At 70.9% G+C, this 12,224-nt stretch carries 11 protein-coding genes; 10 read left to right on the forward strand and 1 reads right to left on the reverse strand.

The features are described from left to right. The first annotated feature begins 107 nt into the window (after positions 1 to 107). The 6 genes from ftsZ (at position 108) to ACGFYH_RS02780 (ending at position 5,196) form a co-directional block, all read left to right on the forward strand. Positions 108 to 1,310: a cell division protein FtsZ gene (gene ftsZ / locus ACGFYH_RS02755; RefSeq protein WP_393801311.1), complete on the forward strand. Its 1,203-nt coding sequence runs from the start codon at positions 108 to 110 to the stop codon at positions 1,308 to 1,310. Beyond that, complete coding sequence (pgeF, locus tag ACGFYH_RS02760) at positions 1,307 to 2,035, forward strand: peptidoglycan editing factor PgeF (RefSeq protein ID WP_393801312.1); 729 nt, start codon at positions 1,307 to 1,309, stop codon at positions 2,033 to 2,035. The genes ftsZ and pgeF overlap by 4 nt, the downstream gene beginning before the upstream one ends. A gap of 6 nt (positions 2,036 to 2,041) precedes the next feature. Beyond that, complete coding sequence (locus ACGFYH_RS02765) at positions 2,042 to 2,761, forward strand: YggS family pyridoxal phosphate-dependent enzyme (RefSeq protein ID WP_393801313.1); 720 nt, start codon at positions 2,042 to 2,044, stop codon at positions 2,759 to 2,761. Between the two features lie 130 nt (positions 2,762 to 2,891). Further along, positions 2,892 to 3,533 carry a cell division protein SepF gene (locus ACGFYH_RS02770; RefSeq protein WP_393801314.1) on the forward strand — a complete coding sequence of 214 codons (642 nt, stop codon included), beginning with the start codon at positions 2,892 to 2,894 and terminating at the stop codon, positions 3,531 to 3,533. Positions 3,534 to 3,614: 81 nt separating this feature from the next. Then, the gene (locus ACGFYH_RS02775) at positions 3,615 to 3,899 is read left to right on the forward strand and encodes a YggT family protein (protein ID WP_007448661.1); all 285 of its coding nucleotides are present in this window, start codon (positions 3,615 to 3,617) and stop codon (positions 3,897 to 3,899) included. 55 nt (positions 3,900 to 3,954) lie between these two features. Further along, positions 3,955 to 5,196 carry a DivIVA domain-containing protein gene (locus ACGFYH_RS02780; protein WP_393801315.1) on the forward strand — a complete coding sequence of 414 codons (1,242 nt, stop codon included), beginning with the start codon at positions 3,955 to 3,957 and terminating at the stop codon, positions 5,194 to 5,196. Between the two features lie 291 nt (positions 5,197 to 5,487). On the opposite strand, the gene ileS is transcribed toward ACGFYH_RS02780, so the two are convergent. Further along, positions 5,488 to 8,634 (reverse strand): isoleucine--tRNA ligase, encoded by a 3,147-nt coding sequence (gene ileS / locus ACGFYH_RS02785; RefSeq protein WP_393801316.1) that lies wholly within the window; start codon positions 8,632 to 8,634, stop codon positions 5,488 to 5,490. A gap of 581 nt (positions 8,635 to 9,215) precedes the next feature. Between ileS and ACGFYH_RS02790 the strand changes: the two genes are divergently transcribed. From ACGFYH_RS02790 to ACGFYH_RS02805, 4 genes are all read left to right on the forward strand, one after another. After that, positions 9,216 to 9,950, forward strand: coding sequence for a TraR/DksA family transcriptional regulator (locus tag ACGFYH_RS02790; protein WP_393801317.1), 735 nt, complete (start codon positions 9,216 to 9,218; stop codon positions 9,948 to 9,950). Between the two features lie 68 nt (positions 9,951 to 10,018). After that, entirely contained in the window at positions 10,019 to 10,612 is a 594-nt protein-coding gene (lspA, locus tag ACGFYH_RS02795) for a signal peptidase II (RefSeq protein WP_393801318.1), read from the forward strand. Positions 10,613 to 10,733: 121 nt separating this feature from the next. Beyond that, positions 10,734 to 11,678, forward strand: a complete 945-nt coding sequence (locus ACGFYH_RS02800; RefSeq protein ID WP_393801319.1) for an RluA family pseudouridine synthase — start codon at positions 10,734 to 10,736, stop codon at positions 11,676 to 11,678. Next, complete coding sequence (locus ACGFYH_RS02805) at positions 11,675 to 12,160, forward strand: GNAT family N-acetyltransferase (RefSeq protein ID WP_393801320.1); 486 nt, start codon at positions 11,675 to 11,677, stop codon at positions 12,158 to 12,160. Before ACGFYH_RS02800 ends, ACGFYH_RS02805 begins: the two co-directional genes overlap by 4 nt. Positions 12,161 to 12,224: the final 64 nt, after the last annotated feature.

Below are 12,224 nucleotides of genomic sequence, written 5' to 3' on the forward strand. Positions count from 1 at the left end.
TCGGGTCGGCGCTACGGACCGTCCCAATCGGCATCAGTCGTCGGGTCGCGGGGCAGCAGTGCTCCGGTGATTCGGCGACACGTAACTCGAGGCGAGAGGCCTTCGACGTGGCAGCACCGCAGAACTACCTCGCAGTCATCAAAGTCATCGGTGTCGGCGGCGGTGGTGTCAATGCCATCAACCGGATGATCGAGGTCGGTCTCAAGGGCGTCGAGTTCATCGCCATCAACACCGACGCGCAAGCTCTGTTGATGAGCGACGCCGACGTCAAGCTCGACGTCGGCCGCGAACTCACCCGCGGACTCGGCGCCGGAGCCAACCCGGCCGTCGGCCGCAAGGCCGCCGAGGACCACCGCGAGGAGATCGAGGAGGTCCTCAAGGGGGCCGACATGGTCTTCGTGACAGCCGGTGAAGGCGGTGGCACCGGCACCGGCGGCGCACCCGTCGTGGCCAACATCGCCCGCTCGCTGGGCGCCCTCACCATCGGTGTGGTCACCCGCCCGTTCACCTTCGAGGGGCGGCGCCGGGCCAACCAGGCCGAGGACGGCATCGCCGAGCTCCGCGACGAGGTCGACACCCTCATCGTCATCCCCAACGACCGGCTGCTGTCCATCTCGGACCGCCAGGTCAGCGTGCTCGACGCGTTCAAGTCCGCCGACCAGGTGCTGCTCTCCGGCGTACAGGGCATCACCGACCTCATCACCACGCCGGGCCTGATCAACCTGGACTTCGCCGACGTCAAGTCGGTCATGTCCGAGGCCGGTTCGGCGCTCATGGGCATCGGCTCGGCCCGGGGCGACGACCGCGCGGTGGCCGCGGCCGAGATGGCGATCTCCTCGCCGCTGCTCGAGGCGTCCATCGACGGCGCCCGCGGGGTGCTGCTCTCCATCTCCGGCGGCTCCGACCTCGGCCTGTTCGAGATCAACGAGGCCGCCCAGCTGGTCAGCGAGGCCGCCCACCCGGAAGCCAACATCATCTTCGGAGCGGTCATCGACGACGCCCTCGGCGACGAGGTGCGGGTCACCGTGATCGCGGCCGGCTTCGACGGGGGCCAGCCGCCGTCCAAGCGGGACAACGTCCTCGGGTCCTCCTCGGTCAAGCGCGAGGAGCCGACCCCGGCCCGGCAGTCCGAGAGCCGCCCGTCCTTCGGGTCGCTCGGGAGTGTCAAGCCCAAGGAGGAGGCGGAGCAGGTTCCCGCGCCGGAGCCGGTGAGCGAACTGCCGCCGGTCACGCCGCCGCCGGTGCCGCCGTCGCGGACCTACTCGGACAGCGCCGCCGAGGAACTGGACGTGCCGGACTTCCTGAAGTGATAGGACAGCGCGACACCGTGAACGGCGCGCACTTCGGCTTCACCGACCGGTGGGGCGGAGTGAGCGCCGTTCCGTACGAGGAGCTCAATCTCGGCGGCGCGGTCGGCGACGACCCCGGCGCCGTCACGACCAACCGGGAGCTGGCGGCCGGGTCGCTGGGCGTCGACCCGGCCCGGGTGGTCTGGATGAACCAGGTGCACGGGGCCGGCGTCGCCGTGGTCGACGCGCCCTGGGGGGACCGCCCGGTCCCGCCGATCGACGCGGTCGTCACCGCCGAACGAGGTCTCGTCCTCGCCGTCCTCACCGCCGACTGCGTGCCCGTCCTGCTGGCCGACCCCGTCGCCGGTGTCGCCGCCGCGGCCCACGCGGGCCGGCCCGGCCTGGTCGCCGGGGTCGTACCCGCCGCGGTACGGGCCATGACGGAACTCGGCGCCGACCCCGCTCGCATCACGGCCCGTACCGGGCCCGCCGTGTGCGGCCGGTGCTACGAGGTGCCCGAGGAGATGCGCGCCGAGGTGAGCGCCGCCGAGCCGGCCGCGTACGCCGACACCGGCTGGGGCACACCGGCTCTCGACGTGAGCGCCGGAGTGCACGCGCAGCTCGGACGACTCGGCGTGCGCGACAGGGCGCGCTCGCCGGTGTGCACCCGGGAGTCGAAGGACCACTTCTCGTACCGACGCGACCGCACCACGGGGCGGCTCGCGGGCTATGTGTGGCTGGACTGATGGGGCATGACGGACCGTAAGCGGGAACTCGCCGAGAACCTGGCGAAAGTGGAGGAGCGCATCAGCGCCGCGTGCGCGGCCGCAGGCCGCCCGCGGGAGGAGGTGACCCTCATCGTCGTCACCAAGACCTACCCGGCGGACGATGTGCGCTTTCTCTCCGAACTCGGGGTGCGCCACGTCGCGGAGAACCGCGACCAGGATGCGGCACCCAAGGCCGCCGCATGCTCGGATCTGCCGCTTTCGTGGCATTTCGTCGGTCAGTTGCAGACCAACAAGGTGCGTTCGGTGGTCGGTTACGCGGATGTCGTGCAGTCCGTCGACCGGGCCCGGCTCGTCACGGCCCTGTCGAAGGAGGCCGTACGGGCCGGTCGGGAGGTGGGCTGTCTCCTCCAGGTCGCGCTCGACGCGGGGGAGAGCGGGCGCGGGGAGCGCGGTGGCGTCTCGCCCGCCGGGGCCGAGGAGTTGGCCGATCTCGTCGCCGGGGCGCGGGGGCTGCGGTTCGACGGACTGATGACCGTGGCCCCGCTCACCGGCGAGTACGCGGGACGCCAACAGGCGGCGTTCGAGCGCCTCATGGATTTGTCGACCTACGTGCGCCGAGCCCATCCGGCTGCGAACATGGTCTCCGCAGGGATGAGTGCGGACCTCGAACAGGCTGTGGCCGCCGGAGCGACACATGTGCGCGTCGGTACTGCGGTACTCGGAGTCCGCCCCGGGCTCGGGTAACGTCGCCAAGAAGTCGGACCACAGCAGAAAATATGGTCAATTACCGCCGAAAGGCGGACGCAACGACCTCGTGGATCGCGGGCATCTGGCAGTCGTCAGCCGATCCACCACAGAGCGGAGGACTCAGAGCATGGCCGGCGCGATGCGCAAGATGGCGGTCTACCTCGGCCTCGTGGAGGACGATGGGTACGACGGCCGGGGGTTCGACCCCGACGACGACTTCGAACCCGAACTGGACCCGGAACCCGAGCGCGATCACCGGCGCCACGAACCGGTGCACCAGTCACATGGTTCACATCAGTCCCAAAGGGACGAAGAGGTACGAGTCGTACAACCGCCCGCGCAGCGCGAGCCGGTGCCCCGTTCCGCTTCGCTCGCGGCGGAATCGGGCCGTCCGGCGCGGATCGCGCCCGTGGCGTCCATCACACAAGAACGCGCAAGCCTGGAAAAGAGCGCACCGGTCATCATGCCCAAGGTCGTGTCCGAACGAGAGCCCTACCGAATCACCACGCTTCACCCCCGGACCTACAACGAGGCCCGTACCATCGGGGAACACTTCCGTGAGGGCACGCCGGTGATCATGAATCTCACTGAGATGGATGACACAGATGCGAAGCGACTTGTCGACTTTGCGGCCGGTTTGGTGTTTGGTCTTCACGGCAGTATCGAGCGGGTGACGCAGAAGGTGTTCCTGCTGTCTCCTGCTAACGTCGATGTCACGGCGGAGGACAAGGCCCGCATCGCGGAGGGCGGGTTCTTCAACCAGAGCTGAGACGCACCACCGGTACAGAGCAAGAACACGGGCCCGGGAAAGGGCCCGAGAGACGGTTCAGGGGAGAGGGAAGCACAAGTCATGAGCGTGGTCCTGGATGTCGTCTACATCGCGCTGATGTGCTTCCTCATCGTGCTCATCTTCCGGCTGGTCATGGACTATGTCTTCCAGTTCGCCCGCTCGTGGCAACCCGGCAAGGCGATGGTGGTCGTACTGGAGGCCACTTACACTGTCACCGATCCACCGTTGAAGCTTCTGCGGCGGTTCATTCCGCCGCTGCGTCTCGGGGGCGTGGCGCTCGACCTGTCCTTCTTCGTACTGATGATCATCGTCTACATCCTGATCTCGATCGTGAGCCGGCTGTGATCGATGAGAGAGATACGGGCTTGCCGAATGCCGACGACAACGTTGAGGTGAAGAGATGCCGTTGACCCCCGAGGACGTGCGGAACAAGCAGTTCACGACCGTCCGCCTCCGAGAAGGCTATGACGAGGACGAGGTCGATGCCTTCCTCGACGAGGTCGAAGCCGAACTGACCCGGCTGCTCCGCGAGAACGAGGACCTGCGCGCCAAGCTGGCCGCGGCGACGCGCGCGGCAGCGCAGAACCAGCAGAACATGCGCAAGCCCCCCGAACCGCCGCAGGACCAGCAACCGCCGCACCAGCAGGGGCATCCTCCCCAGCAGGGCGGTATGCAGCAGCAGGGGCATCCTCCGCAGCAGGGCGGTATGCAACAGCAGGGCGGCATGCAGCAGCAGGGCGGCATGCAGCAGCAGGGCATGCGAGGTCCCGGCGCTCCGGTGCCCGCCGGCATATCGGGCCCGCCGCAGCAGCAGATGGGCGGCCCCATGGGTGGTCCGCCCCAGCTGCCGAGCGGTGCCCCGCAGCTGCCCGCCGGCCCCGGCGGACAGGGAGGCCCGCAGGGTCCCGGCCCGATGGGCCAGGGTCCGGGGCCGATGGGCCAGGGCCCGATGCAGGGGCAGATGGGTCCCGGTCCGATGGGCGGCCCCATGGGCGGCCCGCAGGGCCACGGCGGTCCCGGCATGCCCGGTCAGGGCGGCCCCGGTGGCGACAGCGCCGCCCGTGTCCTCTCGCTGGCCCAGCAGACCGCCGACCAGGCGATCGCCGAGGCCCGTTCCGAGGCCAACAAGATCGTCGGCGAGGCGCGTTCGCGTGCCGAGGGTCTCGAGCGGGACGCCCGTGCCAAGGCGGACGCCCTGGAGCGGGACGCGCAGGAGAAGCACCGCGTGGCGATGGGCTCCCTGGAGTCCGCCCGCGCCACGCTGGAGCGCAAGGTCGAGGACCTGCGCGGCTTCGAGCGCGAGTACCGGACGCGGCTGAAGTCGTACCTGGAGTCGCAGCTGCGTCAGCTGGAGACTCAGGCGGACGACTCGCTCGCCCCGCCGCGTACGCCCGCGACGGCCTCGCTGCCGCCGTCCCCGGCGCCCTCGATGGCACCGGCCGGCGCCAGCGCCCCGTCCTACGGCGGCAACCAGTCGATGGGCGGCGGTCCGGGCCAGTCCGGTCCGTCCTACGGCGGTCAGCAGCAGATGTCGCCCGCGATGACCCAGCCGATGGCGCCGGTGCGGCCGCAGGGGCCGTCGCAGATGGGGCAGGCGCCTTCGCCGATGCGAGGGTTCCTGATCGACGAGGACGACAACTGACGGGTTGACGAACGGTAGTACGGCGTAAGCGTCGGCAGCGTTCAGGGCGGGCCCCGGGTTTCTGACCCGGGGCCCGCCCTTTGCCGTGCGCGGGGCCGGTACGGGCCGGGATGGGTGAGCAGCCGGCGTGGCGGGGCGCCGCCGCGCCCTCGTGCCGCCCTCAGGGGGCGCTTCGCGGGTCTCGTCCAGGCAGACGGGGAGGCGCGACTGCCCCCGCGCCGCCGCGGCGCGGCATGACGAAGGGCCCGGACCTCCCTCAGCCGGAGGGGCCGGGCCCTTCGTCGGGGTCCGTTACCGCTTGCGCAGGCGGAACGTCAGGGACAGGCCCTCGTCCGTGAACGGGGCGCCGTACGTGTCGTCCGCCTCTCCCGGTGCGAAGTCCGTCGCCAGGACCTCGTCGGCGATCAGGCCCGCGTGGTCGGTCAGGGCCGCGATCGTCGCCGGGTCCGTGGCCGTCCAGCGCAGCGCGATCCGGTCGGCGACGTCGAGGCCGCTGTTCTTGCGGGCCTCCTGGATCAGGCGGATCGCGTCCCGGGCGAGGCCCGCTCGGCGCAGCTCCTCGGTGACCTCCAGGTCCAGCGCCACCGTCGCGCCCGAGTCGGAGGCGACCGACCAGCCCTCGCGCGGAGTCTCCGTGATGATCACCTCGTCGGGAGCGAGGGTGATCGTCTCGCCGTCGACCTCCACGGAGGCCGTGCCCTCACGCAGGGCGAGGGACAGGGCGGCGGCGTCCGTCGCCGCGACGGCCTTCGCGACGTCCTGGACGCGCTTGCCGAACCGCTTGCCCAGCGCCCGGAAGTTGGCCTTCGCGGTCGTGTCGACCAGGCTGCCGCCGACCTCGCTCAGCGAGGCGAGGGACTCGACGTTCAGCTCCTCCGTGATCTGCGTGTGCAGTTCGGGGGAGAGCGCGCCGAAGCCCGCGACCGCGATCAGCGCGCGGCTGAGCGGCTGCCGGGTCTTGACACCGGACTCCGCGCGGGTGGCGCGGCCCAGCTCGACCAGGCGGCGGACCAGGGCCATCTGCTGAGACAGCTCCGGGTCGATCGCCGACAGGTCGGCCTCCGGCCACGAGGACAGGTGCACCGACTCGGGCGCGCCCGGGTCGACCGGAACGACCAGGTCCTGCCAGACCCGCTCGGTGATGAACGGCGTCAACGGCGCCATCAGCTTGGTGACCGTCTCGACGACCTCGTGCAGGGTGCGCAGTGCCGCCTTGTCGCCCTGCCAGAAGCGGCGACGGGAGCGCCGCACGTACCAGTTGGACAGGTCGTCGACGAACGCGGACAGCAGCTTGCCGGCGCGCTGGGTGTCGTAGGCGTCCAGCGCCTGCGTGACCTGGTCGGTGAGCGCGTGCAGCTCGGACAGCAGCCAGCGGTCCAGCACCGGGCGGTCGGCCGGGGCCGGGTCGGCCCCGCTGGGGGCCCAGCCCGTGGTGCGGGCGTACAGGGCCTGGAAGGCGACCGTGTTCCAGTAGGTGAGGAGCGTCTTGCGGACGACCTCCTGGATGGTGCCGTGGCCCACGCGGCGGGCCGCCCAGGGCGATCCGCCCGCCGCCATGAACCAGCGGACCGCGTCGGCGCCGTGCTGGTCCATCAGCGGGATCGGCTGCAGGATGTTGCCCAGGTGCTTGGACATCTTGCGGCCGTCCTCGGCGAGGATGTGGCCGAGGCAGACCACGTTCTCGTAGGACGACTTGTCGAAGACCAGGGTGCCGATCGCCATCAGCGTGTAGAACCAGCCGCGGGTCTGGTCGATGGCCTCGGAGATGAACTGCGCCGGGTAGCGGCTCTCGAACAGCTCCTTGTTCTTGTACGGGTAGCCCCACTGCGCGAACGGCATCGAACCCGAGTCGTACCAGGCGTCGATGACCTCCGGCACGCGCGTGGCCGTCTTCCCGCACCCGTCCTGCGGGCAGGCGAAGGTCACGGCGTCGATGTACGGGCGGTGCGGGTCGAGGGCGGACTGGTCGGCGCCGGTCAGCCCGGTCAGCTCCGCGCGGGATCCGACGACCGTGAGGTGGTCCTCCTCGCAGCGCCAGACCGGCAGCGGCGTGCCCCAGTAGCGGTTGCGGGAGAGCGCCCAGTCGATGTTGTTGTTCAGCCAGTCGCCGTACCGGCCGTTCTTGACCGAGTCCGGGAACCAGTTGGTCTTCTCGTTCTCCTGGAGGAGACGGTCCTTGATCTCGGTGGTGCGGATGTACCAGGACGGCTGCGCGTAGTAGAGCAGCGCGGTGTGGCAGCGCCAGCAGTGCGGGTAGCTGTGCTCGTAGGGGATGTGCCTGAAGAGCAGACCCCGGGCGTCCAGGTCCTCGGTCAGCTTCTCGTCGGCCTTCTTGAAGAAGACACCGCCGACCAGCGGGACGCCCTCCTCGAAGGTGCCGTCCGGGCGGACCGGGTTGACCACGGGCAGGCTGTAGGCGCGGCAGACCCTGAGGTCGTCCTCACCGAAGGCGGGGGACTGGTGGACGAGGCCGGTGCCGTCCTCGGTGGTGACGTATTCGGCGTTCACCACGTAGTGCGCGGGCTCGGGGAACTCGACCAGCTCGAAGGGGCGCCGGTACGTCCAGCGCTCCATCTCGGCGCCGGTGAACGACTGCCCGGTGGTCTCCCAGCCCTCGCCCAGGGCCTTGGCGACCAGCGGCTCGGCGACGACGAGCTTCTCCTCGCCGTCGGTGGCGACGACGTAGGTGACCTCGGGGTGCGCCGCGACCGCGGTGTTGGAGACCAGGGTCCACGGGGTCGTGGTCCAGACCACCAGCGCGGCCTCGCCGGCCAGCGGTCCCGAGGTCAGCGGGAAACGGACGTAGACGGAGGGGTCGACGACCGTCTCGTAGCCCTGGGCCAGCTCGTGGTCGGACAGGCCGGTGCCGCAGCGGGGGCACCAGGGGGCCACGCGGTGGTCCTGGACCAGCAGGCCCTTGTCGAAGATCTCCTTCAGCGACCACCAGACGGACTCGATGTACTCGGGGTCCATCGTGCGGTACGGGTCCTGGAGGTCGGCCCAGTAGCCCATGCGCGTCGTGAGCTCTTCGAAGGCGTCGGTGTGGCGGGTCACCGACTCGCGGCACTTGGCGTTGAACTCGGCGATGCCGTACGCCTCGATGTCCTGCTTGCCGGAGAAGCCCAGCTCCTTCTCCACCGCCAGCTCCACGGGCAGGCCGTGGCAGTCCCAGCCGGCCTTGCGGCCCACGTGGTAGCCGCGCATGGTGCGGAAGCGGGGGAAGACGTCCTTGAAGACGCGCGCCTCGATGTGGTGGGCGCCTGGCATGCCGTTGGCGGTGGGCGGGCCCTCGTAGAACACCCACTCGGGGCGGCCCTCGGACTGCTCCAGACTCTTGGCGAAGATCTTCTGCTCGCGCCAGAAGTCGAGCACCGCGTGTTCGAGCGCGGGCAGGTCGACCTGGGCGGGCACCTGGCGGTACTGCGGCTGCGTATTCAACGAGCTTCCTCCGGCGGACGTGCTGCCTTCCGTCGGAGGGACGAGAGCTGCGCTCCCGCGGTACCACCCTCCTTGGCCCGCCGGCGCGTCGTGTGCTCCGGTGAGCCCCCTCATTGGGGTCGCGAGCCGGTTCTACTCGCCCCCACGGTGCTGCGGGGCTTTCCTCCGGCGGCTCCGGGGTGATCTTCACGTCGCGCTCGCCCCCGGGCTCACACCGTCCCCGGGTCGCTCTGGGCTGCTGACGCCGCTACTCGTCCCCATCCACGCTTTTCGCTCCGCCCAGTGTACGGCGCCGAGCGGACAGCGGCCGACCGGTTTCGGCGTCGGGGGGAGCGGGACGGCGTACGGCCGTGTGTGACCCGAATGCCACCGGCGGGCATCCGGTCACCGGCGGCCCCGGCCGGAGGCCGTTCCGGCGGATTACCGGGCGGGGAGCTGGGCACAACGCATGCATGCTCGCCGCGTGGCGCACGGTGGGCGGGCGAATCGGGCGGCGTGCCCCGTTGCCGCGGGACCGGAGTCGATTTATCGTCCCAGCATGATTCGCGCGCAAGATCACAATATGTGAAGGGGCCGCGGCCATGGTGGCGAAGAAGAAGACGACGGCCGCGAAGCAGGGTGCCGCCGAGGAGAGCACCACGGAACGGGACCCGGTGAAGAAGACCGCAGCGAAGAAGACCGCAGCGAAGGAAACCGCAGCGAAGGAAACCGCGGCCGAGAAGGGTCCGGCGAAGAGGGCCGCAGCGAAGAGGACCGCGGCCAAGAAGAGCACGGCCAAGAAGAGCACGGCGAAGAAAGTGGGCGCGGCCGAGGCCGCGGAGCAGACGGGAGCCACGACGGTGGTTGCGAAGAACACTCCTGGCACGGCCACGGCGGCCAAGACCGCTGTTCCCAAGGCCCGCGGCGTCGCCGCGGACCCCGGCGACCTCGCGGTGCGCCCCGGCGAGGAACCCTGGACCCCGCAGGAGGCCGAGGAGGCGCGCGGCGAGCTGCAGTCCGAGGCCGACCGCCTGCGCACCGAGATCGACGCCTCCGAGCGGTCTCTGCAGGGCATGATGCGGGATTCCGGCGACGGTGCGGGCGACGACGAGGCGGACACCGGCAGCAAGAACATCACGCGCGAGCACGAACTCGCGCTGGCCGCCACCGCGCGCGAGGTGCTCACCCAGACCGAGCGTGCCCTGGACCGCCTGGACGCGGGCACCTACGGCCTGTGCGAGAACTGCGGCAACCCCATCGGCAAGGCGCGCATGCAGGCCTTCCCGCGGGCCACCCTGTGCGTCGAGTGCAAGCAGAAGCAGGAGCGCCGGTACTGAGCAGCAGCCGGGACGGTAGGCGTGACGTACCCTCGTCCTCAGTCAAGGACCTAGGCTGAGGGACTCACGTGGCAGAGGCGGAGCGCATCATCGGTACTCCGGAGACTCCGGACACGGCGGGGGACGGGCAGGAGCGGCCCGACGCCGAGCAGGAGCAGGCTTCGCAGCGCCCTCGGGGCGAACGCCGGGTCGCCGTGCTGTTCGCGGTCGCCGTGTTCGCCTACCTTCTCGACCTGGTCAGCAAGATGATCGTGGTCGCCAAGCTGGAACACCACGAGCCGATCGAGATCGTCGGGGACTGGCTGAGGTTCGCGGCGATCCGCAACGCGGGCGCGGCCTTCGGCTTCGGCGAGGCCTTCACGATCATCTTCACCGTGATCGCGGCGGCCGTGATCGTCGTGATCGCCCGTCTCGCGCGCAAGCTGCACAGCCTGCCGTGGGCGATCGCGCTCGGCCTGCTGCTCGGCGGTGCCCTCGGCAACCTCACCGACCGGATCTTCCGCTCGCCCGGCGTCTTCGAGGGCGCGGTCGTTGACTTCATCGCGCCCAAGCACTTCGCCGTCTTCAACCTCGCCGACTCGGCGATCGTCTGCGGCGGCATCCTGATCGTGATCCTCTCCTTCCGCGGTCTGGACCCGGACGGGACCGTCCACAAGGACTGACCGTCCACTGGCCGTCCACGGGCACTGACCGTCCACAGGAGCCGGCCGTCCACGGGGCCTGGCCGTCCACGGGACTGAGCGCGTGTTCGGGAGTGTCCGAGCCGTCCGGCATACTCGACGGGTGAGCACGCTTCCCGAGATCCGTACCCTGCCCGTGCCCGACGGCCTGGAGGGCGAGCGCGTCGACGCCGCCATCTCCCGCATGTTCGGCTTCTCCCGTACCAAGGCCGCGGAACTCGCCGCGGCGGGCAAGGTGCAGGTCGACGGATCGGTGGTCGGCAAGTCCGAGCGGGTGCACGGCGGCGCCTGGCTCGAGGTCGAGATGCCGCCCGCGCCCGCGCCCGTGCAGGTGGTCGCCGAGCCCGTCGACGGCATGGAGATCGTGCACGACGACGAGGACGTGGTCGTGATCGTCAAGCCGGTCGGCGTCGCCGCCCACCCCTCCCCGGGCTGGAACGGCCCGACCGTCATCGGTGGCCTGGCCGCCGCCGGGTACCGCGTCTCCACCTCCGGCGCCGCCGAGCGCCAGGGCATCGTGCACCGTCTCGACGTCGGCACCTCCGGACTGATGGTGGTGGCCAAGTCGGAGCGCGCGTACACCTCGCTCAAGCGCCAGTTCAGGGAGCGCACGGTCGACAAGCGCTACCACACGCTCGTGCAGGGCCACCCCGACCCGACCAGCGGCACCATCGACGCCCCCATCGGCCGCCACCCGCAGCACGACTACAAGTGGGCCGTCACCGCCGAGGGCAAGCCCTCCGTCACGCACTACGACCTCATCGAGGCCTTCCGCGCCGCCTCCCTGCTCGACGTGAAGCTGGAGACCGGCCGCACCCACCAGATCCGCGTCCACATGGCCGCCCACCGCCACCCCTGCGTCGGCGACCTGACCTACGGCGCGGACCCCACCCTCGCCAAGCGGCTGCGCCTCACCCGCCAGTGGCTGCACGCCGTGCGGCTCGGCTTCGAGCACCCCGGCGACGGCCGGTGGGCCGAGTACGCCAGCGACTACCCCGAGGACCTCCAGCAGGCCCTCGACCTGGTCCGCGAGGAGACCTACGGATGAGCGCCCCGGCCGGGGCACCGGCCTACGAGGTGCGCGTCGCCGAGGACCCCGCCGACCGGGAGGCCTGCTTCGCGGTGCGCAAGGACGTGTTCGTCGCCGAGCAGAACGTCCCCGAGGACATCGAGTACGACGCCCACGACGCGGGCGCCGTGCACGTCCTCGCGGTCCGGGAGGACGGCGTGCCGCTCGGCACCGGCCGGCTGCTGCACGGCGAGGCGGGCGCCGCGAAGAACGGCGACGGCGACCCGTCCGTCGGTTCCCTGGGCCGGCTCGCGGTGACCGCGGGGGCCCGCGGACTGGGCGTCGGGGCCGCGCTGGTGCGCGCCGTGGAGGACGCGGCACGCGCGCGTGGGCTCACCGCGGTGGACCTGCGCGCGCAGACCCACGCCCTGGGCTTCTACGAGCGGCTGGGGTACCAGGCGTACGGACCCGAGTTCCCGGACGCGGGGATCCCCCACCGCGCGATGCGGCGCACCCTGTAGCCGGGGGCGCCGAACCGGCTGGTGGGGCCGGTGGCGTGGCAGGCTTGGGGTCCGCCGTGAGTAT

The sequence above is a fragment of the Streptomyces sp. NPDC048392 genome (assembly GCF_043200575.1).
Classification (GTDB): domain Bacteria; phylum Actinomycetota; class Actinomycetes; order Streptomycetales; family Streptomycetaceae; genus Streptomyces.

What these genes read in the sequence shown, in the direction of transcription:
- ACGFYH_RS02805 (WP_393801320.1), top strand. Translation starts at nt 11,675, where the DNA reads ATGAGCGCCCCGGCCGGGGCACCGGCCTACGAGGTGCGCGTCGCCGAG.
- ACGFYH_RS02765 (WP_393801313.1), top strand. Translation starts at nt 2,042, where the DNA reads ATGACGGACCGTAAGCGGGAACTCGCCGAGAACCTGGCGAAAGTGGAG.
- ACGFYH_RS02775 (WP_007448661.1), top strand. Translation starts at nt 3,615, where the DNA reads ATGAGCGTGGTCCTGGATGTCGTCTACATCGCGCTGATGTGCTTCCTC.
- ACGFYH_RS02780 (WP_393801315.1), top strand. Translation starts at nt 3,955, where the DNA reads ATGCCGTTGACCCCCGAGGACGTGCGGAACAAGCAGTTCACGACCGTC.
- ACGFYH_RS02790 (WP_393801317.1), top strand. Translation starts at nt 9,216, where the DNA reads ATGGTGGCGAAGAAGAAGACGACGGCCGCGAAGCAGGGTGCCGCCGAG.
- ACGFYH_RS02770 (WP_393801314.1), top strand. Translation starts at nt 2,892, where the DNA reads ATGGCCGGCGCGATGCGCAAGATGGCGGTCTACCTCGGCCTCGTGGAG.